The sequence below is a fragment of the Parafilimonas terrae genome (genome assembly GCF_900115755.1).
Lineage (GTDB): Bacteria > Bacteroidota > Bacteroidia > Chitinophagales > Chitinophagaceae > Parafilimonas > Parafilimonas terrae.
This window is the reverse complement of record NZ_FOXQ01000013.1, coordinates 94,849-118,958: the sequence shown is the minus strand read 5'-3', so window position 1 is coordinate 118,958 and position 24,110 is coordinate 94,849. Positions and strand designations below refer to the sequence as shown.

Genomic DNA, 24,110 nt, shown 5'->3' with positions numbered 1-24,110 from the left:
GCTATGAAAAACTACAGTACAAGGGAGTGACACAACGAAGATGCCATTGGCACAAAAGCTGGTAACATAAATAAAAAAAGACAGCGTAGCTGGCTTGAAAAACACAAATTAAACCTATGGCTTTAGCTGCGAGAATTTCTGATATGCATGTTTGTCCCATGTTTAACGGGCCATCCCCGCATGTAGGCGGGCCGGTGCTTCCGCCAGGCACACCAACGGTTTTAATTGGCGGTTTGCCTGCGGCCTGCGTTGGTGATATGTGCGTGTGCGCAGGGCCGCCGGACAGTATTGTAAAAGGTTCTGCCACGGTTTTAATTGGTGGTAAACCTGCAGCAAGAATGGGTGATACAACCGCACACGGAGGAACGATTGTGGTGGGTTGTCCAACCGTAATAATAGGAGGTTAATATGAACACATCTTTCCTTGGTACAGGATGGAGCTTTCCGCCGGCATTTAACAATGCTGCCGGAACAGTAGAATTAACAAGCGATGAACTGGATATACAGCGCAGCCTGCAAATATTGCTTGCTACAAAAAAAGGCGAACGTGTAATGCAACCTGATTATGGCTGTAACCTTGATGAAATGGTATTTGAACCGATGACAACAACGTTTAAAACCTATATCAGGGAAATGATACGCACAGCGATTATTTATTATGAAGCGCGCATTAACCTGAATAATGTTACCGTTGATGACAGCCGGCAAACAGAAGGTGTGATTGTTATTGCACTTGATTACACCATAAGAACCACCAACTCGAGATTCAATTTTGTTTATCCTTATTACATAAACGAAGGAACTGAATTAAGCTAATGGCAAATACCTGTTTAGATAATAACCTCTTGGCATACAGCGGCACCAGCCAGTTGCAGCGCGTATTGGATGCATTGGCTGCAGGCTATGCACCGGTTGATGAAAGAACGGCTGCCGATCTTATTTTGTTTGCCAAAAATTATGCTGCCTACTTAAATTATTATGCCGTTAATAATGAGGTTGATGGCGACTGGCAGCCTTTTATGGGCAACGACCCGGCTGTAATAATTGCTGCCATCACTAACTGGAAAACGAAAGATTTTATTCCATATACGGATTATGTAACAGCCACACTGCAATCTGAAACAAACAATGCAGATGCACAAAACCTGTTTAAAACATTATTTGATTTTGCGTTTACGCTGGCCATACATCTTGATAACTATTTATTTAAGTTAACGGATGATATTCCTTTCAAAGGTTATTTAAGTATTGCAATTGCATCGAACCTTTCATTGCCGCTAAACGCTTTGTGGCAATATTATAACGATTTTAAAGCAAGCGGTTTAAACCTTATTAATGAAAGTGTTGATTATGTTGATCCGCAGATACCCGTTGATAATATTATATTTTCTGAACAGTTTGATATAAGCGGCTTAAACAGCCCATCATGGCAAATTGCTTCGTTTACTGCGCCGGGCATAACACTTGATACAACGGCAGATGTTATTCCAAATATTGACATCATTGTTACGCATAATTTATTTACCGGTGCTTTACAATCTTTCATAAACGGCATTATTAAAATTGTTGCGGATGCACCGGCCTATCTTAATGATGTATTGCAAAACTACAATCAGCATCAGCCGCATTATGCTTTGTACCTGGCTTTTTTAAGGTTGTTCCAGTTTGCCCAAAACAAAGTGAATAACTATACGCAGGAGCATCTTGATTTTTATTATAAAACGGTATTGCAGTTAAGCAACGCTCCGTCTGTTCCTGATTTTGTGCATCTTTTATTCGACCTGCAAAAGAATACGGCAGACCATATTCTTAAAAAAGGCACTGCCTTTAAAGCCGGCAAAGATGATAAGAATAATGACCTGTTTTATACTTTAACCGATGATGTTGTATTGCACCAGGCAAGTGTGCAATCATTAAAATCGTTGTATTTAAACAAGAATAGCTCTGGCGGTTTATACGCTTCACCTGTTGCCAATTCTGATGATGGTAATGGCGCTAAATTATTAAGCGCAGATAACTCGTGGCCTGCATTTGGCGACACCGGTAAAATAAGCAAAGCCAACGCGGGTTTTGCTATTGCATCCAATACTTTGTATCTTAATGAAGGCGCCAGGACAATTAATATCACATTTGTTTGCCAAAGTACAAGCGGCATATCTGTAACTGATCTCTCCGGTATATTTAGTGTACAATTCACAGGAAAGAAAAACTGGTACACGGCTGCATCTTACACGCCGGCTATAAGCGGCAACAGCTTTACGTTGCAGGTTGTTTTAGATGGCGATGCGCCGCCAATTGTTCCCTATTCACAAAAAATACATGGCGGCAATTTTACACAAGCGCTGCCGATGGTGCAGGTAACGGTTACCAATTATAAATCTTACCAGAAAATAAAATCACTTGTTATAAATGCTGTACAGGTACAAGTAACGGCATCTGTAAAAGATTTAATCCTGCAGAATAATGATGGTAAAGTAAATACGGCCAAACCTTTTAAAGCTTTTGGAGAATTTCCTGAAAAAGGGGCTTCACTTATAATAGGCAATAAAGAAATTTTTCAAAAACCGCTTACGGAATTGGTATTGCATATTGACTGGCAGGATTTGCCGGGTTTTACTATTAATGCAAATATCAGTGCCTTAAAACAAGGCAAATGGACAGATGCCATTGATGATGATTTTGGTTTAAGAACAAGGCAAATAACCATCAATAAAAGTGTATTGAATTTTACGTCGGTTTTGGGGCTTCAATCATTTACGTCATCATCGTCTTCATCATCTTTTTCGTCCTCATCTGCTGCACAATCATCTTCATTATCGCTAATGTCAGATACTTCGGAGTTTGAGTTTTTTAGTTCAGACCTGTTTGCACAGGAGATGTTCTTTGATTTTGTGGATGAGTTTTACTTTTTTGATTATGCGCCTGATGTATCCATTAACGGTTTGGAAAAAGTACCCGTATCATCAACAGATTTTACACCCAATGAAGATTACGCCATTACTTCAATTGATGGATTCATAAAGATTGTGCTGGATTCTTCCGATTACAGTCTCTCCACTTTCTTGTCAAATGTGCAGAACTCTATAAAAAATACAAGTACAAAAATTACTGAAACAGATAATGGTGATGGTTCAAAAACTACTACTTATACAGTAAACCCGCCGGCGAATGTTCCTTTACCGCCGTCTCCTGTTATTAAGTCTTTGTACATGGATTATACGGCACAGGAAACGATTGCTTTTACCGAGAACACAACGGCATCATTTGGCAACCGCTCTAACTTCTTCTATCATCTTGAACCATTTGGTTTCAGGGAAATGCATCCTTTTCTTACAACGGACGCATTCAATTTTCTGCCTGTTTTTAACCTGGAAGATGGTATTGCAAAAGATGATGGCGGCGAATTATGGATTGGATTGAGCAAGGCCGGTACTTCGCAAACATTTTCTATTTTATTCCAGGTGGCAGATGGTACATCTAACCCATTAAAACCAATGACAACAGTTAGCTGGTATTATTTATCTGCCAATAACTGGATCCAGTTTGATAAATTAAACATTACAGATCAAACCAACAATTTAACCCGTTCAGGAATTGTTATTGTTAATATTCCTTACAACATTGTTCCGGCAAATACACGTGCAGATAATAATCTTTTATGGATTAAAGCTGTAACGGATCACGACACAGATGCCGTTTGTAAATTAATAACGGTTGCCACCAATGCTGCCAAAGCAACTTTTGCGCAGGATGTTTCCAAAAATATTTTCTTTACAAAAGCATTGGCGCCAAGCATAATCAGCAAGCCCGCAGTGGCAGATGCAGCACTTAAAAAAACAAACCAGCCTTACGCTTCATTCGATGGGAAAACCGCCGAAACAAACGATCAATTTTATATACGTGTAAGTGAAAGATTACGGCATAAACAAAGAGCTGTTACCGGTTGGGATTATGAACGGCTGGTATTACAGAACTACCCTCAGGTGCATAAAGTAAAATGCATCAATCATACAGGTCTTATTACCGATAAAAGTAACAATACAACTTACAGCGAAACGCTGCCCGGGCATGTAACGGTGGTAACTATTCCAGATTTGCATAACAATACATCTGCCAATATTTTGCGTCCTTATACAAGCGTTGGACTGCTTACTGAAATACAGCAATACCTTGAAAAACTTAATTCAAAATTTGTGCGGCTGCATGTTATAAATCCACAGTTTGAAGAAGTGCAGTTTGAGTTTACAGTAAACTTTATGCCCAATCACGATGCAACAGTTTACAGCAACCAGTTAAGCATAGATATAGAACAATTTCTTACACCCTGGGCTTTTGATAATAACAGCGATATTGAATTTGGCGGTACCATTGAAAAATCGGTTGTATTGAATTTTATTGAGGAAAGAGATTATGTTGATTATGTAACCTGCTTTAAAATGAACCACATCATAAAAAGAGATGGAACGACCATACTGGAAATGTTGCCTGATATTGAAACAGCCGTAGCCAGCACCGCACGTTCCATTCTTGTTTCCTATAACGATGGCATATCACGACATATAATTACTTCACCTGCAAATTGTAATTGCTGATGTCTGATGAACTAACCATATTAAGAACACCGCAACTCGATAACAGCCAGGATTATAATTTTCTGCGTGCAGAAGGCCTGAAATATATTGAAGAACTCGGCAGCAAATTATGGACGGATTATAACGAGCATGATCCCGGTATTACCATTCTTGAAGCTTTATGCTATGCCATAACAGAACTGGGTTATCGTTCCGGTATGCCCATGCAAAACCTGCTCGCAGGCACTGATGGAAAAATGCCGGCATCACAGGCTTTTTACACAGCAAATAATATCCTCACACAATCCCCATTAACTATTAATGATTACAGGAAATTATTAATTGATGTAGAGGGCATACATAATGCCTGGTTTTTTACAGATGATTTTTATACTGAAGGCAAAACAACTGTTCCGGCAGGTGAAGTAGCCATATATGCTGATTGCAAAAATGATACATTAACTCATGAGCCAACATCGCAGCCTATTTATTTATCAGGCTTGTATAAAGTGCTGGTTGATCTTGATGATGACTTACAGTTTGGTGATTTAAATAATGGCGATATAATTATTTTAACGCCTGCCGTTACCGCAGTTGCATCTGCACGTTCATTCAAGGCTGGCGCTGCAAGCCTCACCATTTCATTTCCTGTTTGGGATGCGGATGATGTAAGCCCGGATGCCTTAACCTGTGATGCAACAACTATAGCTGTTTCGGGTTTGCCTGAGATAGACGATGAACACAGCGGTTGGACGATTAAAGCTTCTTTTTCCTGCAACACCAATGCAGCAGCAAGTGTTGAAGGGTTTATTACAGTTGACCTGCAGCCTGCTGATGGAAAACTTACTAAAGAAGATATTATATCATTCTTTACAACTGCTTTTACCCGCCAGGTAATTTATTTATATGCGCTTAAAATTCAGAAAGCAAAAAAGATCATTCAAACAGCAAAACGTGTATTGAACGCAAACCGGAATTTATGTGAAGACTTTATAAGTGTTGATACGGTTGAAGATGAAGAAGTGGCTGTTTGCTGCGATATTGATGTGCAGCCTTCTGCAGATATTGAAGCGGTACAGGCAAAAGTATTTTATGCAATAGAAGAATATCTTAATCCAACAGTGAAATTTTATACACTTGATGAACTGGTGAATAAAGGCAAAACAACAGATGCCATTTTCGAAGGCCCGAAATTAAAACATGGTTTTATTGATACAGATGAACTGGAAAAAACGCAGTTAAGGCAACAGATATATACCTCAGATATTATTAATCTTTTAATGGATATTGAAGGCGTAAAAGCTGTACGCAATTTCAGGCTTACGAAGTACGATGAAAACGGCGAGCCTGTTCCAAACCTTACTGGTAAGCCCTGGTGCATGCCGGTTTCACTGTGGCATAAACCTGTGTTCTCCGAAACAAAATCAAAAATTGTTTTCTACAAAAACCAGTTTACGTATATACCATCTTTAAATGAAGTGAGGGATATATTGAAATGGCTGCATGCATTAGGTGTGCGTAATAAATTAAATGGCCATGCATTGGATATCCCGCTGCCACAAGGTGTGTATATACCTTTGGATTCATACACTTCTATACAGCAGGTTTTCCCTTTAACCTATGGCATTAGTGCAGCGGGTTTGCCGCCATCTGCCACAGATGAGCGAAGGGCGCAGGCAAAGCAAATGAAGGCCTATCTTATGTTTTATGATCAACTGCTTGCAGATTTCTTTTCACAATTAAAAAATGCAGGTTCATTGTTTTCAACTGATGATATTGTTCAAACCTATTATGCACAATATTTAAATGCTATTCCCGACATAGAGCCTGTATATAAAAAAGCAGGCATTGATATTTTGCTTGATGAATTATTGCAGCAGCAGGATTCTTCCATAGTGCCTGCCAATAGCTGGCAAAAATTATATGAAAGCAACGAAACTTTTCTCGACAGGCGCAACCGTTTTCTCGATCACCTGATGGCGCGTTTTGCAGAATCGTTTAACGATTATGTTTTGCTGATGTATTCACTGGATTACGAAACGCAGCAGGAATCGAAGATTGAACCTTCGGAACTCATCAAAAACAAAACACAATTTCTTAAAGATTATCCGCAGATAAGTTATGAACGCGACAGGGCATTCAATTATTCACCTCAGAATGATGACTTCACAATTGATGCTTCAAAGTTTTGGGATACAGATAATGTTTCAGGCCTTGAGAAAAAATTGTGCAGGCTTGCGGGTATTGAAAATTTCCTGCGCAGGTTTTTATACTGCACAGGAAATGCAACTATCATAACGACAGGCGATACGCCGCCAAAATATAGTTTTAGTTTTTCGAATGCAAACGGCGATACACTTACTGCTGCTGCATTATATGATACGGAAGATGCTGCCAATGCAGCCGTTTTATTACTGGTTGATTTTATGTTGCGGCAAACAAATTTTGCAGCCAAAGAAACAAGCGGCAACTGGCAGATTATTGTTGCCGATGATGATGGAAATGTAATTGCAACAAGTAATAATTTTTCTTCGGAAGCAGCGGCAAATGTTGCCCTGCAGCAATTCATTAATGAAATTGATGAAGCCTGCGACAATAACGGCCTTCACCTGCTTGAACATATATTATTAAGGCCAAGGGTGCCGGTTGAAAGTACTGCGCCTTATGCATTAGCGCCTGTTTGTCTTAATAAAAATTGCGATTTCTGCGGTGAGCAGGATCCGTATTCATTCAGAATGACCATCGTGCTTCCTTATTGGCCCGCCCATGTGCGCAGCATAGCCTTCCGGGAATATTTTGAAGATATTGTGCGCCGCGAATCACCTGCACATACTGCTGTTAAAGTATGTTGGTTAAGTAACGCATCAATGCACGATTTTGAAACCGCCTATAAGAATTGGATAACGGCACTCGCCAATTATTCAATCAATCAAACAGATTTAACGATAAGAGAAGATTTGCAAAAAACAAATGATGTTTTGGTAAATCTTGTATTCCATTTACATAGTGAATATCCTGTAGCAACATTGCATGATTGCAATGAAAGTATTAATGAAAACCCGGTTGTTTTAGGTAAAACCATATTGGGATCTTTTAAAAACTAATTTTATGGCAAGTCCTTACGAGTACATTTTTTTTGAGTCAGACCAGGTATTAACTGATAATGACCTGAATAAAACTTTTAGCTATCTCGACCAGCAAAACCGCTGGACACGCAATAAGCTTATAGGTATTGGAATAGTATGTGGTTTTGACATTATAAATGATAATGGCATAATTGAGATTACAAAAGGCTGCGGTGTTACCTCGCAGGGATATTTAATTACACAGGGCGATAAGCGATACACTTATTACATGCCCTATACTGCGCCCGGTCAGCCGATGAACCCGCCGTTGTTCGATTACCCCGACACCAACATGCCTTTTTATAAAGACCATAATAAGAACAAGAAGATTTTTTTAATGCTCGCCGATGATGAGTATGGTGAGCTTGATGAAGATGACCAGGCAGCCGCGCAACCTATCCGCAACCTTCAAACAAGCTTCTTTAATGATTATGCAGTGGTATTATTTCTTGAAGCATCAGAAAACGATCTCAAGAATTGCGATATGTTTGATTGCAACAATAATGGCGAACGGGTTTCTTTTATTATAAGGGCGTTGCTGGTAGCTAAAAAAGATTTGCCTTCTGTAATTTCACGCAATCAATCACCTGTTTTAAATCTTCCGCACCAGATTTATTTCAAGCGCTTTAACGTACCCTATTCTAACCTGCAAACAGCAAATGATATCATCAATGCATTTGCAAAGCTCGTGGATGATTTTACTTTAACCCGGGTTGCCAACGCGTACATGTACACGTATGAAAAGTATAAACTTATTTTAGGTGAAGATGATAACCCGTTTACAGATTTATTAAAACAACTGCAGTCGCAAAGAGATGCTATTTTAAAGAGCAACAGGCTGTTTATTCAGTATTTCTATGATTTTGTTGATGACCTTGTAAAAGCTTATTATGAATTTGTGGTAAAGGTTTCCGAAATTATATCAGCCTGCTGCCCCGATGAAAACCTTTTTCCTTTGCATCTTGTTTTGGGTGAAGCATCCCGCAACACAGATTTTTATATTACAGATGCATATAGGCAATATTTTATTTATTCGCCCATATTCGAAAAAAACTATGGTGAAATTTCAGAGGCCGTTTTTCTTTTCCAGAAAATGAAATTGCTGGTGCGTGATTTCACTATTTTATCATCTCAAACATTTGCCAACGCTGCTATAAAAATTACACCCAGCCAGTATGAACATTTATGGCTTTCACAACGTGCCATTCCATATTATTACCGTGTAAACGAAAATGGGAGCGAGTTATATAAGGCCTGGAGTTATTATAAAACCACGCATGGCAATGCCGCTTACAATTTAAGCTATAATGGAAATTTATATAGCTCGAATGATGCGGTGCTCAATCCATTGTTATATGATATTGAATACTATAATTTTTTAAGGGTTGAAGGGCACATTGGCAAGAATTATACAACTGTATTGAATGATATTGTTTCAAAAATTCAAGACTTTAATCTTCCTATTGATGTGGTGGCTATACAAGCCGGCGGCGATACAACAACGGTTTCGGAAAACGATCCGCAATGCAGTTTCCAGGATTTGAATTCCGTGTTTAATGTTGTTCGAAGCGATTTGTATTGTATGCTCGGTAAACTGATGTGTTATGCTGCAAGCCAGCCTTATATCTTTATAATTTTTATACCACCAATTATATTCGGCGATGTTATTAACACAGACATTAATGTAGCCGGAGCAAGTAATATTAAAGCTGCTTCAGCAACTGCTGCTGCTGAAACAGATAGTAAAAAAGAAACGATTAAAGCTGCTGATGAATCGCTGAAAGCTGAAAAGCTAAGCAGTGATACATCAAAGATCAGCGCAGCGGCAGGTTCAGCAGCCACCGGTTCGGTAAAAGCTGAAGCAACTGCAAATACAGGACAGATAAGCGCAGCCACCGGCCAGTTAACAACTAATCTTACTTTGCAGGATTCATTGTTCATCAATTTATTCCTGTATCAGAAAGGCACTTTCCTGAAACAGCAAGCATGTTACAGCAAGCTTCCTGCAAACAGTGTGGGCGTTTATTATATCAATCATATTCCATCAGGCTCTTACTTTTTCTCAAGTTTCGATCCATCCAACCTATCCAATAATTTTTTAACGATAGTTGATTTGATTGAAGAGATTATAAGCACGCTTTATTTTACAAGCCTCTCCACTTTTAATGTTGATAATTTTAATGCAAAAATGACTGCGTTGCAGAATTATTTGATGCAGTTAAATGATGTATACCTGCAGTACCAGGCAAATACAAAAGACCCTAATTATTTTGCCAACTATGAAGAGAACATGGGTTTATTCAACGATGTAATACATAGCTGTTATACAGATAAATTCACTTCGTTGAAGAATGAATACACCGCAAGGGTTACGCGGCTGAAACAGCAGATGATGTTTTCTAATTATTACAACCAGCACCGTGGCATGGAACATAAAGCCGGTGTGCCAAAAGGCGGAACGTTTATAATTGTGTATAATGCACCAGCGGTAAGAACGCCTTCAACTGCAGGAATAGGAGCGGTGTCAGCAGCATCCACATCATTCACAGCATCTGCAAGCCGTAACGTTGCTGCCGCAACAAATATTACTTCAAAATCAAATCCTGCAGATGTTCAGACAAAACAAAACATTACAAACGACGATCTTAAACTGCGCCTGCAAAGTTCATTCAGTGATATTATTGCAAAAGACCCAACGTTTATTGATCGTGCAATAGCAACCTTGTCGCCTGCGCTTGCTGCAGCAGTTGCGTTGCCGGCAATTCCTGATTATGCTGTAATAGCAGATTTTTATGTGCCTTATTTATGCTGTTCAGATTGTGCACCCGTTACTTACGTTCTACCTCCGGAAGACAAAACGGTTTTTGATATACAGCCAAGAACATTTTTATATGATGATGCGCATAATTATCCGTTCACCACGAGCGAAATGGTAACGCCTGCTGATTTTGATACCACCACCAACCCGGGCAAGCTGAATCTTTTAGCAGAAGATGATAAACTATTACTGCATCCTGCAATGGACATAAACACTACATTAAAAACTACGCTTACTTATGATGATATAAAACTTGATATAACCATTATAAAGCCTGACGCTTCGTTTACTGTAAATGTTCAAAGCATTCCTTCCGGCGAGATAATGATTGCATTGGCAGCTAAAAATATTGATGCAACAAGCTACGAATGGCTGGTGAATGGCAAGGAAGGGATATTTGAAAGTAAGGCCATCCCGGCAGCAGTTTCGCTATCCGTTTTACAGCGTGCAACAGATGCAAATGAATTTAACATTGAACTTACGGTAACGTATGTATTGAATGACACCACTTCAAGCGATTCAAAAACCGGTATTCTTACATCAGACATAATAAAAAGGAATGTTGACAAAGGCCCGTTTGAACCGGAATATAAAGAAGCTGATACAAAAATTGGAAGAGGAACTACTCCAAAACCTACAGGCACTAAAACCACAACCACCGGAAAACCTGGTACCGGTGTAGCAACTCCTGTAAAAGATACATTAAAAGAAGAGGTGAAAACGAAGACGCCTGCTGAAACAAAGAGTGTAACGCCTGAAAAAACAGTTACAAACACAACAACTCCGGCAAAGGATGCAGTAAAAGAAGATATTAAAACCAAAACACCGGAAGAAATAAAAAGTACAACAACAAAAAAGGTGACAGGTACAATAACTCCGGTGAAGGATGCAGCAAAAGAAGCAAAAACTGAAACGCCGGAAGAAACGAAGAATACTGCGCCTGATGTTACTGATAAAACAATAAAGACAGATACATTAAAAAATGTGAGCAAGGATATAAAAACACCAGTTGCTAAACCTGCCGGTGATAAAACAAAACCCGGCACATCTGCTACACCTGCAAAACGAAATAAAAAACCATGAAGCGCTTACGTGAAATTTTAACTCACAGAGAAGTGTTTATTAGGCGTTCTCTGCCCGGCTGAGCCGGTTCACGCGTACATCTAACCTATAAAAATTAAACAAATGAAATACCTCATATTTTTTCTTTGTATGGCTTACACTGCCGGTGGCTATGCGCAAACCCGCCCATCCATAAAAAATGTGGCTGTAACAAATGTGCGATGCAATGGCCAGGCCAACGGTACCATTACCATTACTGCGTCCAATGGCAGGCCGCCCTACAATTATTCCATTGATGGCGGGCGCACATTCCAGGCTTCCAACTTGTTTGTGAATTTAAAGGCAGGCGCTTATACCATCAGGATACGCGACACCTTCAATACGTTAAGCGACTCCCAGCGTGTTACACTTGCTGAGCCTTCAAGATTGATTGTATCATGTTCGGGCAGCATGCAATGTGGCGCCAATTCGGGAACTGTTTCTGTAACGGCTTCAGGCGGTACGCCTCCTTTTTCTTATTCATGGAATGCAGGCCCGCAGCGATCTGATTCCGTTCAAACCGGTTTGCCCGCAGGTACATACATTGCAACGGTTTCTGATGCCAACCGATGTTCCGATACGTGCAGTGTTATCTTACAGCCTCAGGGCGGTTCATCAATACCTAAATATAAAGTTGGCGATTCTATGTCTTGCGGGTATGTAGTGTTTGTAGATACTGCCCGCAACGATAAACATCCCTGCGCCACACGCTATCTTATATGCTCTTTCGCCGATCAAAGCAGCAGTGTAACATGGTATAATTCCCAATTTACTTATACCGTAATCGGCGCTACCAATGATATTATTTTTGACAGAAGCAATGCAGTTAAAATTGATTCGTTTTCGCTGGCTGCAAATACCTGCTCAAAATTCAGTACCGATAGCTGTAAAGGTTGGTATTTGCCTTCTAAGGCTGAATTAAGTTTAATATACAAAACGCTTGCTGCAAAAAATACCGGCGGCTTTGCAAAAGAAGGTTACTGGACTTCAGTTGAAGCGCCTAAAAGACATACTGCGTGGGTGGTTGATTTTCTTAATGGCAGAGAAATACAAAGTGATAAAGCGAACAAATATCATGTGCGGGCAGTTTGTGAAGTATGGATTAATAATTGATGATTCAATGTTGTTGATTTAAGGCAAAATAATCAATAATCAACATGCAATCATCAATGTTCAATTGTAAACGTCTCTAAAGTGAATATTGATTGTTGAGCATTGATTATTGAATATTCAAATAAGTATCCGGCATTAATTGAATAATTAAAGATGCCTAACCACATCATACATAAACAGGAAGTTATTTTAAACGTTGAAAGTATAGATAATGCATTCAATTATCAGAATACTGTAAGCAAGCTTTTTGCCAATGGATTAACAGTTGCAATAGAAGAACTGCTGGATGAAGTTGATACGCCGGGTACTGTTACCAGGATTGAAAAGCTGAACCTTAATCTTGGCGAAATTAGTGCGGCGGATTTTGCCAGCGGGTTTAAAGATAAACTGATACAACAGCTAAAACTATCACTGGGCTCCCTTCACAATGAAAGTATATCTGATGTTTCTGTTACAAAAAAGGCGCAATCGGTAAGGGAAGGGTTTATTTATTTTATTGAAAAAGGAATACTGCCCTGGTATATTGAAGCGAAAGATATGGCTGCGTTTGAAACAGTTATATTTAATGAATGGATAGAAAAAGACTGGCATCTTTTCATTGACTGGCTGCGAGAAAATGTAAAAAATAACCCGGTAATAGCAGAAAGGATTTCGTTGCAATGTTCACAAAGATTGATGCGGCAAATTGTTGCTGCCGCAACATATAAAAACATAGAAGACAATCAATGGCAGTTATTGCTGAACGATTTGAAATTTATTTATAATAAACTGGATGTTTCAAACACTTCTGAAAAACCTGTGAACTATATTATTGAAATGTTTGAACTGCTGTTTGAACAGGACAAATATTTTACGCTCGATGAATTAATTGCAGCTCAGTTACACAAACTATTTTTGAAAAGTAACGAGGCGATTATATTAAACCAGCTATCTGCATTGGAAAATTCAGCGCAAACAAAGGCTTTAACTACTATTATAGAAAATGTTGCTGTGTTGTATAAAAAACAGGTTTCGCTTCTTCATATTAGTCCAAAAGAACTTTTAAGAACAGATAAAAGCTGGCTTACGGGTTTTGAAAAATCTGAATTAAAGAACAACGAAGAAAAAAACCTTATTGATGATGAAGACTATTCTCAAAAACAAGAAGGAAAAGAAGCCGGGAAGTCATCTGAAAAAATAAAGAAAGATAAAGTTGATATAACTGAAGATGCTTTATTCGTTGATAACTGCGGTGTTATTTTACTGCACCCATTCTTGCTGTCTTATTTTGAATCCCTGCAATTAATAGAAAAGAAAAAATTTGTTTCAGATGAAGCTCAAAAACGGGCAATCATTTTATTATATTATTTATGCACGGGTTTAACGGAAGTTGCAGAGTTCAATCTCGTTTTGCAAAAGATTTTATGCGGCTTTGATATGGAAGAAACATTGCCGTCCGGAATAATATTATCACAACAGGAAATTGATGAATCAAAAGAATTGCTTCAATCCGTTATTAATTACTGGCCACCTGTAAAAAACACTTCTGTTGAAGGATTACAGCAAACCTTCCTGCAACGAAAAGGTAAACTGGTAACAACAGATACAGGCTGGCAGCTAACGGTTGAGCAAAAAACAGTTGATGTTTTATTAAACAAATTGCCATGGGGTTTTTCAACTGTAAAATTGCCCTGGATGAAGGGTTTTTTAAATGTTGAATGGTGTTGAAATAAATTTATTATTTAAAATTATTTCTTATGTGCGGGAAAGCAATAGCAGGAAAAATACCATCAGAATCTGTTAAAGCAAATGGTAGTTTTTTTAAACCGTTCATTCAGCCTAAGCTTACAATTAATCAACCAAATGATGTGTATGAACAGGAAGCTGATGCTATGGCAGACCACGTTATGCGCATGGCTGATCCATCTGCGAGTAGCAATTCTTTTTTCAAGCCGGCTATAACATCAGTTCAGCGTAAATGTGCGCATTGTGAAGAAGAGGAAAAGAAAGCGCAGCGAAAAGAAAACAGCAATGGTGAAGCAATTGCTTCGTCTCAAATTGAAAATTATATAAACACAATTTCGGGCGGCAGGTCTTTATCGAAAAGTGAACGAAGTTTTTTTGAACCGCGTTTTGGTTACGATTTTTCTAATGTGCAGTTGCATACAAATACTGCGGCCAATGAATCTGCAAAGGGCATAAACGCACTGGCCTATACATCAGGTAATAACATTGTTTTTGGCGCCAATCAATATCAGCCTGAAACAGCTAATGGCAAACGTTTAATGGCGCATGAACTTACACATGTGGTGCAGCAGAATAGCGGCAGTATAAACAGGAAAATAATTCAAAGACTGGATGATGCTTCCTTTGAAGCTTCTGCTGGTGTAGATCAGGGAATAACAAATGGTACAATGACAGCCGACGCCATTGCAGGCCAATCGTATAATGTTGATTGCGGGTTTCAGAATTATGGCGTAACGTTTAGTTTCCCCAAAGCCTATAAAGGCATCTACCCATACCAGGCAGCTTCAAGAGATGTTAAAGGTGTATATATTAAAATGCAGGCCAGCCTGAATGACAGAAGATATTGCGGGCGCTGCACTCCATTGCGATTATTACAAACTGTTAGAAAAATCACCAAAAACAGTTCAGGAGATGTTGAAAGTGCTGATTGGAATAATACAGTAAGAAATCAACGATCAGGCTGGAGCGATACAAATGCTCCTTCACGTGGATGGATGGTTGACAGGGTAACCTCTGCATCCGTTCCTTTTTATACTTCAGGGTTCAATGCTTTGGAAGGATCTGAAACAACGCCTGCTACATTATATGACTCGCCCGGATTCTGGACCACCGATTCAAATGTTGGAATGGAGTTCTATACATCAGCCGTATGTGAAGATGCTTCACATAAAAGATGGGTTGCAGCAAGCGTAAGCTGGGGATTTTATACAGACAGCAGCGGCACAATAAGTTTTCGGCCTGCAACACCGGCCGCTACCTGCGGTAACCCGCAGGAAGTACAGGATGCCTCTGCACGCTGGGATGCAATTGCCGGCAATACGCATACGGGTATTACATTTTAAATAAAGCAAGGCATGTTGAGTGATAAACTGAATATTATAAGCAAATACAATATTCATCCGGATGATGTGAAATTTATAGTGCGTGAAAAACCCATTATAGATACAGCTAACGAAGCCAGCCGGCGTGCATTGCTTGTGGCAAATATGGAAATAGATAATGCCTCCTTAATAAGCATGGATGAAATAAGAAATAGCAAACGTGTTATGTATTGGAAAATACAGGAAAATAAAGCAGATGTTGATATAGCCGGCATTGTATGGATGGATAGTGGTACCTGCAAATTATTCAAAGGGCGAATTTCATCACCATGAAAAATGTAAATGAATACAACTATCCATACTGATATTAGTGCCGCCAAAAGTGTGTCTGGAAACCATAATATTTTCTTTCAGCCTCAACTTACAGTCAATCAGCCCAACGATGTGTATGAGCAGGAAGCGGATGCGGTTGCTGATAAAGTAATGCGCATGCCTGATCCATCAATCAATAATAATTCTTTTTTTCGGCCAGCCATTACATCTATACAACGCAAATGTGCGCACTGCGAAGAGGAGGAAAAAAAGATGCAGCGAAAAGAAATGAATGGCGATGTAAATGCTCCTGCTGAAACAGAAAATTATATCAGCTCGCTTTCAGGTGGAAAACAATTGGACGAAAAAACAAGAAGTTTTTTTGAACCAAGAATGGGTTATGATTTCAGTAATGTAAAAATTCATACAGATGCTGCTGCTGCTAAATCTGCTCAGGCTGTAAATGCGCTGGCTTATACAACAGGTAATAATATCGTTTTTAATAAAGATCAGTTTAATCCTGAAACTGAAAGCGGGAAAAGATTATTGGGACATGAGTTAACGCATGTAGTGCAGCAAAATAATGATGCAACAATTCATACAAAACCGGTTATTCAGCGGGAGATAGACGACAGAACAAACGATCCTAACTTTCTTTTATGCCTTGCGCTTTGCGAATTGGGTATGCCGCCGGGCATTTGGAGAGATATTATGGATGAAGTAATGCAGGCAGTTTCTGTTGAATACGGCAACAGCCCCGACAGGCGTTGGTTTGCACATCGCTCTCCAACTTTCAGGCAATGGAGCGCAGAGTTTGCAACCTGGAGTACTCTTAATAAATTAAAACTCGTATTGGTATTTATTGCAGAAGGTAAAATAGGGCTTATACCCATACGCACTGCAGGCGCCGCAGCTATTCGTACAAGATTACTGGAAAGGCTTGTTGCATTAGGTATAAGAGAAACGGCTGTAGTAGCTGCCAGCCAGATTATAAGAAAGGTTGCGATTTTTCTTGAAGTTGCTTATGCAGCGGGTTGTGCAACATATTGCGGCGCCGTACAGGCTGCTAATGCCATCATTGAATTTTCACAAGGCGTAGCACAAACACTATCATTCCTGCAATCAATTGGGAGTGGTATCAGTGGCGTTATTACACGCAGCATATCAAGAATATTTCTTACTACGCAGGCAACATTAGACCCAGCGAACTGGCGTTATACAGATTTGCCGGCCCGTTCAAGAAGACATTTGAATGTTATAAGTTTAATTACCCGGCTTAGTTCAAGCGGCGATGAATTTGTACGATACGTTGCAACACCACTGCAATCAATAGGCGTTGATGCTTCCATATTAAATGAGCTTTCTCAGGATATAAACGCCGCACTGCACAGCCGTGGCGGATTTTTCCAGGCTGTGGAGTTTACACCGGATTTTATAGGCCAGGGAAGTTTGCTGTCATTAATACAAATCTTACATGATTATAATATTATTCAATACATCAGAGATCCTGAAGTGATTGCAGAAGAAATGTTGTCGCAAACAACAGGGTCGGAAGAATAAATTATAAAGAATGAATTGTTTATCGCATGATATTAATCAAATACAAAACCAACAAAAAGGAAGTACACTTTTCTTTCAACGTAAGCTTTCTATTAATCAACCCAATGATGTGTATGAGCAGGAAGCAGATGCGGTTGCTGATAAAGTTATGCGCATGCCTGATCCATCAATCAACAATAATTCTTTTTTCAAACCTGCAATAACATCTATACAACGCAAATGTGCGCATTGCGAAGAAGAAGAGAAAAAGATGCAGCGAAAAGAAAATAATAATGCTGAGCCTCAAACTGAAAATTATTTAAGCACGGTTTCAGGCGGCAGGCCTCTATCGCAAACTGAGCGAAGTTTTTTTGAACCACGTTTTGGTTACGATTTTTCAAATGTGCAATTGCATACAGATACAGCGGCAAATGAATCTGCAAAAAGCCTGAATGCGCTTGCTTATACGCATAACAATAATATAGTATTTGCGCCGGATCAATATCAGCCTGGCAGCGATGAAGGAAAAAAATTAATGGCACATGAGTTAACACATGTAGTGCAGCAAACGGGTAATATTCAACCTTATCGGAGTTCCAAATCTTTCAATTTTGGAAAAAATGATACAGCAACACTTGTTGAAGACAGTTTTAATGCGGATAAGGATAAAGAAAAAAAGCCCTGGATTGAATTGATTACCGTTGAACTGGACACAAAAACCAAAGATGTAAATGATATTGAAACATGGACGGGCAAGGGTACCGTTAAATATCATGATAATGCATTTAAATGGCCAGATTTTTCTTTTAGTGCAACAGCCGGTTCTGAATCATTAGGAATGACATCAAAAGGTACTTATACAGTGAAAAGAATTGAAGGCATTGGATACAACAGTGGTAAGTATTCCGGAACGTATGATAAAACTAACAGGGAAGGGCCTAATAATCGCTATTCGAAAGATTTAAGTGCCAATATGAGTTATGCCGTATTTTTTAATGGCGGCGAAGCATTGCATGCCGGCCCGCTTGACTGGAGCTCGCATGGCTGCGTACATGTAGATTGGGGGAGCATAGAAGTAATTCAGCAAATAAATTATCACAGTGTTATTGGCCTTACCAAAGTGCAGGTGAAATATCCATAGTAATTAACAGAAGAAATTATGAGCGCGGGATATGCGTTCAAATAAAACATATAAACAAACCGGTGAAAGATCAATCTATTTTTATTATATCATCCACTTTATTAATTATCCATTGCGGAGCAATCATGTTCATGCAGGCCCAATCGCCACGATAGCAGGTTTTATTGCCAAACACTGAGCAAGGCCTGCAATATAAATCTGCCTGAACAGCATTGGATGGATCCTGTCCAAAACCATAAAAACCTGCAAAGGGATGTGTGGCGCCCCAAATACTTACAACCGGCACACCATATAAAGATGCAAGGTGCATGTTACCTGAATCCATACTTACCATTAAATCAAGATGGCTGATAAGGATAAGTTCTTCTTTAAAAGAAAGCCTGCCCGCCATATTAATAACGTTAGGATATTTTTTTTGCCAGGTTTCAAATTGCATGCGTTCACTGCCGCCGCCAAAAAGAAATATTGTATTGTTGCCGGCTGATAAAGCTGCAATAACTTTCTCCATTTCTTCAATGGGATAGGTTTTTTCTTTGTGCTTGCCAAAAGGCGCAAGGCCAATTTTTGTTTGATGACTATTGATTAATAATTGTTCAATACTATTACTAACATCAAGCTTTATTCTTTGCTGTTTATTTGAAAGGTTTACCGGGTAACCCAGCGCATCAAATACATCTGCATACCGCTGAAAGCTTGTGCGCAGGGGCCTCAATATTTTATTATGTTTTCTCGTCAGTTCTTTTTTTTCTTTCCTGCCTTTGTTTATAACCTCTACTTTTTTGCCGGAAGCTTTAAATAAAAAAGAAAGGAACTTGCTGCGCAACACATCATGCAGGTCTGCAACAGCCGTAATATTCCCGATTTTTTTTAATTGGTTGAAAAGCTTAATAAGACCTGTAAAACCATTGTATGTGCCATGAATATCTGCGCCAAAAAATGTAAGGCGGGGAATATCATCAAACAGCGCTCTGAACTTTACGTCAGAAACAAAAGTTATAGTAAGTTCCGGATGTTGCTGAAGCAATTGTTTTACAACCGGCACTGTCATTGCCACATCGCCCATTGCCGAAAACCGCATAACCAATAAATGCGCAGGTGTATTCACTGCTTAATTTTTGTTTGTATATAAAACAGGATTTAAAGAAGGGTCGTTATACATCTTCATCTGCTTATATACTTTCATATATTTTTTGCCTTCTTCTATTTCCTGCAAAAGTTCATCAATGGCTGTGGAAAGATCAAGCTGTTGCTGCAAAAGAATATGCAATTTATTGCTGCATGCAAGCCGGTGTTCTTCCGTGGCATCAGTTCTTTCAGCTTCCCGTTGCATGTGATAAATTTTAAGCATTAAAATGGAAAGCCTGTCAATAGCCCATGCAGGGCTTTCTGTATTAAATTTTGCATTGGCTTGCACTTTAACGTTTTTGTATTTATCAAGAAAATAGCTGTCAATATATTCCACAAGATTGGTTCTTTCCTGGTTAGATTCGTCAATCCTTCTTTTGATTTTTAAAGCCATCACCGGGTCAATATTTGGCTCCCGGATAATATCTTCCAAATGCCATTGTACGGTATCAATCCAGTTTTTTTTATAGAGTAAATGTTCGAGTGAAGATGGCTTGTAAGGATTATTTTCAACTGCATCCACATTATCATGAATATGATAATCTTTTACAGACCGCTCAAATATTTCATTGCAAAGCTTACTTATCATGTATAAAGTTATGCGGCAAAAGTCGGCGAAAATATTTTGTAAACAAAAGCTGCACAAACCGTAAATGAAAGTATAAATTTACCCGCATAAATAATTTGCGTCAATATGTTTGCATTCGCTTTTATGCCATTGTAATAAAGTGGTTGAAGGTGCAAACAGTTTAACAGATATAAATGAAAAAAATACTTGTTTCTTTATTGGCAGCAGTGTGTTTTGTAAACGTTCATGCCCAATCTGCCGGAGATAGTTCCATGCATGCCACCGCGGTAGCTGTATGCGATTGTCTTGGCAAGTCTAACCTTACCGATTCAAGTTCCGCGCAGGAATTGCAACAGGCTTTTTTAAGCTGCATCACATCTTCTCCCGACTTCCTTACAAAAATGATGGCTGGCGGCGATATGGACGACGCGGAAAAAATGGCAACAGACCTTGCCATGGAGCTTATGAAAATTAACTGTCCAACTTTTATGAAGATGGCAATGGCAATGGCCGCTAACGGCGATGGAAATGAGTTGAACTTCAGCCTGCCATCAACACCGCAGGTAAAAACCGAAAAAGCTGAAAGCGCAGAAGGCACTATAGTGAATGTGGAAGAAAAAGATTTCCTGTATATAACCCTTAAAACGGCTGCAGGCCGCGAACTTAATTTTATTTATTATACCTATGTTCCGGGCTCGGATGACTGGTTAAAAGACCCTGTTGCCAAACTGAAAAATAAAAATGTTTCGCTTTCCTATGTAAACACAGAAGTTTACCAGCCGAAGTTTAAACAGTTTATGAATGTGAAGCAAATAAAAACATTAACCATACAATAGTTTTAAAAACTGCTGCGCATTTATAAAGCTATGCAAACAAACAACAACCAGAATAGTAATAATAATAAAGCGCCGCAAATATTAAATGCTTCTTCCAATTTCCTTGGGTTTTGTTTTGTTGTATTAACGTCCATCAAGCTCTTTAAGTTCAGCGCTGTAACAATAATAGATGAAGTTACGGCCATTTCGTTTGTATTATTTATGACGAGTTGTTTGTGTGCGTTCCTGTCTATCCGCAGCAAAACAAAACGCGCCGATATGTATGAAACAATTGCTGAATATAGTTTTCTCGCTGGCCTGTTCAGTATTTTCTTTATGACGATTTTGTTTTTACTGGAGATTATACATTAAACCGGAACAGGCTTTAACGGTACAATTGATATTTCGTGTTTAAATTTGCCGCATGAGCAATTCAATAGAAATCTTAGTAGAGAATGAAAAAGATGCTGAATTAAGATTCATCGGGGAGAAAGTTTTAAATAACCAGCGCCTGCAGTTTGATGAAGGTGTGATACTTTTTGAAAAAGCAACTTTGCCTTATGTGGGCGCACTTGCCAATTATGTGCGGGAGAAGTTGCATGGCAATAAAACTTATTTCAACCGAAATTTTCATATAGAGCCAACGAATGTTTGTGTTTTCTCCTGTAATTTTTGTTCTTACTCGAGAATATATGCACACCGCGAAGAAGGGTGGGAGTTGAGCAAGGAGCAGATGATGCACATTATTCAGAAATATGATGGTAAGCCAGTAACAGAAGTGCATATTGTTGGCGGTGTTCACCCCAAAATGAATTTATATTTCTTTGAAGATTTGCTGAAATCCATCAAAGCCCATCGCCCTGATTTACATATAAAAGGTTTTACTGCTGTTGAGCTTGAATATATGTTTCGCAAGGCAAAGCTGAGTGTGGAAGATGGTATGAAGCTATTACATGAAGCAGGCCTTGATTCACTGCCGGGCGGTGGTGCAGAAATCTTTCATGCTGAAATACGCGAACAAATCTGCGCCGATAAAGTTGATGCTGATGGCTGGCTGCACATTCATAAAACTGCACATAATCTCGGCATGCATACCAATGCAACCATGCTGTTTGGCCACATTGAAAAATACTGGCACCGCGTTGATCATATGGAACGTTTGCGCCAATTACAGGATGAAACGCATGGCTTCAATACATTTATTCCGCTTAAGTTTCGAAATGGAGATAACGATATGAGTAATGTGCCCGAAAGCTCACTGATTGAAGATATGAAAGTGTATTCCATTGCAAGATTATACCTTGATAATTTCCCTCATCTCAAAGCCTACTGGCCAATGCTTGGCAGGCAGAATGCACAATTGAGTTTATCTTTTGGCGTAAATGATCTTGACGGAACAATTGATGATACTACCAAAATTTATTCAATGGCAGGCAGCGAAGAACAAACACCTGCTTTGTCAACAGCACAGCTTGTGGCGCTCATTAAACAGGTGAAACGTGAACCTGTAGAGCGTGATACTTTATATAACGTAATAAAGAATTATGCTGAAGATGATGTGCATGAGCTTGAGGTGAACCCTTATTACAATTAATTTTAAGAGCAAGTAGCGTTCGTGAAACGTGAATCGTCAAACGTGAATGCAACCTTCTGCTAATTTAAAAGCTTTGAATATTTTGATATGAAAATTGCTATCATCAATGGGCCAAACCTTAACCTGCTTGGCAAACGGGAACCGGATGTTTACGGTAATCAATCGTTTGAAGATTATTTTGAAACATTAAAAAAGGTTTTCCCATCAATTGAGTTTTATTATTATCAAAGCAATGTGGAAGGCGAACTGATAAACGAAATTCAAAAAGTTGGCTTTGATTACGATGGTATTGTTTTAAACCCCGGCGGCTATACACATACATCTGTTGCATTAGGCGATGCTATAGCAGCTATAAAAGCCAGGGTTATTGAAGTGCATATAAGCAATGTGCATGCGCGGGAAGATTTCAGGAAGCTTTCTCATATTTCAGGCAAAAGCGTGGGCAGTATTTTTGGCCTGGGCTTAAAGGGATATGAACTTGCAGTGAAATGGTTTATTGATAATGCTTAGGTAAATACAAATAACCAATATTCAATAGCAATAATCAATGTTCAATTGTAAACCTTCGCAAAAGATTAGTGAATATTCAATCATTGAAATGATAATTTCTGACTAAATGTATTTAACCACAATGCACAGAATTTTATCTGTGCATTGTGGCAATTCCTGAATCGTCTTTACTTCTTTGTAATCATTATCCCCAATCAATATCTTTTTTAATTAACGGGCAACTGCATAAGTATTATGGTTTTCTGTTACTGATGCATTTTTATTCCGCAGCATTTTTTCACGGGTGATATATGATGCCGCAAGTATGCCGAGAAAGATTAAAGGAAAGGCAGACATAAAGCTGAAACCATCAACAACGGTAATGCTTATAGAAGCGAAAATAAAATCAAAAGCAAAACCTGCATACGCCCATTCTTTAACGCGGTTTGGTACCTGCGGAATAATTAAAGCCAGTGTGCCCAGCACTTTAAAAATAACAAAAGCATTTCCAAAATACTGCGGATAGCCTAAATGCTGAATGCCTTGTTTGGCAAGCTCTGTTTGAGACGTTAATGCCGGCATTACACCTTCGAATAAGAAGATGATGATAGTAGTGGCCCAGTAAATTACCTTAGTAGTTTTTAATGTTTTCATGATCTTGTTTTTTATGTGTTTGCAACACAAAGTTGAAGGTCATGCACAGGATTGATGCGGTGCAAATGAGGCTGTTTTGGGGTTATTTGCGACACACA

General features: G+C 39.0%; 18 protein-coding genes. 15 read left to right on the top strand and 3 right to left on the bottom strand.

The genetic code is table 11. The features are described from left to right. Window positions 1-116: 116 nt before the first annotated feature. The 11 genes from BM015_RS17880 to BM015_RS17830 all read left to right on the top strand — a co-directional run bounded on the left by BM015_RS17880 (window position 117) and on the right by BM015_RS17830 (window position 18,767). Entirely contained in the window at window positions 117-407 is a 291-nt protein-coding gene (locus BM015_RS17880) for a PAAR domain-containing protein (RefSeq protein ID WP_090661937.1), read from the top strand. A 1-nt stretch (window position 408) separates the two neighbouring features. Then, window positions 409-816: a GPW/gp25 family protein gene (locus BM015_RS17875; protein ID WP_090661934.1), complete on the top strand. Its 408-nt coding sequence runs from the start codon at window positions 409-411 to the stop codon at window positions 814-816. Continuing rightward, window positions 816-4,592 (top strand): baseplate J/gp47 family protein, encoded by a 3,777-nt coding sequence (locus BM015_RS17870; RefSeq protein ID WP_090661931.1) that lies wholly within the window; start codon window positions 816-818, stop codon window positions 4,590-4,592. The genes BM015_RS17875 and BM015_RS17870 overlap by 1 nt, the downstream gene beginning before the upstream one ends. Next, window positions 4,592-7,675 carry a hypothetical protein gene (locus tag BM015_RS17865; RefSeq protein WP_090661928.1) on the top strand — a complete coding sequence of 1,028 codons (3,084 nt, stop codon included), beginning with the start codon at window positions 4,592-4,594 and terminating at the stop codon, window positions 7,673-7,675. Before BM015_RS17870 ends, BM015_RS17865 begins: the two co-directional genes overlap by 1 nt. Window positions 7,676-7,679: 4 nt before the next feature. Then, window positions 7,680-11,597: a hypothetical protein gene (locus tag BM015_RS17860; RefSeq protein ID WP_090661924.1), complete on the top strand. Its 3,918-nt coding sequence runs from the start codon at window positions 7,680-7,682 to the stop codon at window positions 11,595-11,597. Between the two features lie 102 nt (window positions 11,598-11,699). After that, window positions 11,700-12,728, top strand: coding sequence for an Lcl domain-containing protein (locus BM015_RS17855; protein WP_090661921.1), 1,029 nt, complete (start codon window positions 11,700-11,702; stop codon window positions 12,726-12,728). A gap of 153 nt (window positions 12,729-12,881) precedes the next feature. Further along, complete coding sequence (locus tag BM015_RS17850; protein WP_090661919.1) at window positions 12,882-14,435, top strand: contractile injection system tape measure protein; 1,554 nt, start codon at window positions 12,882-12,884, stop codon at window positions 14,433-14,435. 29 nt (window positions 14,436-14,464) lie between these two features. Continuing rightward, window positions 14,465-15,796 (top strand): eCIS core domain-containing protein, encoded by a 1,332-nt coding sequence (locus BM015_RS17845; protein WP_090661916.1) that lies wholly within the window; start codon window positions 14,465-14,467, stop codon window positions 15,794-15,796. Window positions 15,797-15,808: 12 nt separating this feature from the next. After that, window positions 15,809-16,108 (top strand): hypothetical protein, encoded by a 300-nt coding sequence (locus tag BM015_RS17840; protein WP_090661914.1) that lies wholly within the window; start codon window positions 15,809-15,811, stop codon window positions 16,106-16,108. Between the two features lie 9 nt (window positions 16,109-16,117). Continuing rightward, window positions 16,118-17,647: an eCIS core domain-containing protein gene (locus BM015_RS17835; RefSeq protein ID WP_090661911.1), complete on the top strand. Its 1,530-nt coding sequence runs from the start codon at window positions 16,118-16,120 to the stop codon at window positions 17,645-17,647. A gap of 10 nt (window positions 17,648-17,657) precedes the next feature. Continuing rightward, window positions 17,658-18,767: an eCIS core domain-containing protein gene (locus tag BM015_RS17830; protein WP_218148540.1), complete on the top strand. Its 1,110-nt coding sequence runs from the start codon at window positions 17,658-17,660 to the stop codon at window positions 18,765-18,767. A 70-nt stretch (window positions 18,768-18,837) separates the two neighbouring features. On the opposite strand, the gene BM015_RS17825 is transcribed toward BM015_RS17830, so the two are convergent. Beyond that, entirely contained in the window at window positions 18,838-19,872 is a 1,035-nt protein-coding gene (locus BM015_RS17825; RefSeq protein ID WP_218148539.1) for a glycosyltransferase family 9 protein, read from the bottom strand. A 3-nt stretch (window positions 19,873-19,875) separates the two neighbouring features. Further along, window positions 19,876-20,481: a DUF4254 domain-containing protein gene (locus BM015_RS17820; RefSeq protein WP_090661907.1), complete on the bottom strand. Its 606-nt coding sequence runs from the start codon at window positions 20,479-20,481 to the stop codon at window positions 19,876-19,878. 173 nt (window positions 20,482-20,654) lie between these two features. On the opposite strand from BM015_RS17820, the gene BM015_RS17815 reads away from it, so the two are divergent. The 4 genes from BM015_RS17815 to BM015_RS17800 all read left to right on the top strand — a co-directional run bounded on the left by BM015_RS17815 (window position 20,655) and on the right by BM015_RS17800 (window position 23,379). Next, the gene (locus BM015_RS17815; protein WP_090661904.1) at window positions 20,655-21,296 is read left to right on the top strand and encodes a hypothetical protein; all 642 of its coding nucleotides are present in this window, start codon (window positions 20,655-20,657) and stop codon (window positions 21,294-21,296) included. A 30-nt stretch (window positions 21,297-21,326) separates the two neighbouring features. Further along, window positions 21,327-21,647 carry a hypothetical protein gene (locus tag BM015_RS17810; RefSeq protein WP_090661901.1) on the top strand — a complete coding sequence of 107 codons (321 nt, stop codon included), beginning with the start codon at window positions 21,327-21,329 and terminating at the stop codon, window positions 21,645-21,647. A gap of 52 nt (window positions 21,648-21,699) precedes the next feature. Then, a complete protein-coding gene (gene mqnE / locus BM015_RS17805) occupies window positions 21,700-22,869 on the top strand; it encodes an aminofutalosine synthase MqnE (protein ID WP_090661898.1) in 1,170 nt (389 codons plus the stop codon). 87 nt (window positions 22,870-22,956) lie between these two features. Next, entirely contained in the window at window positions 22,957-23,379 is a 423-nt protein-coding gene (locus BM015_RS17800; RefSeq protein WP_090661895.1) for a type II 3-dehydroquinate dehydratase, read from the top strand. A gap of 210 nt (window positions 23,380-23,589) precedes the next feature. Here BM015_RS17800 and BM015_RS17795 read toward each other — a convergent pair whose 3' ends face one another. Further along, entirely contained in the window at window positions 23,590-24,012 is a 423-nt protein-coding gene (locus BM015_RS17795) for a DoxX family protein (RefSeq protein WP_090661892.1), read from the bottom strand. Between the last annotated feature and the right edge of the window lie 98 nt (window positions 24,013-24,110).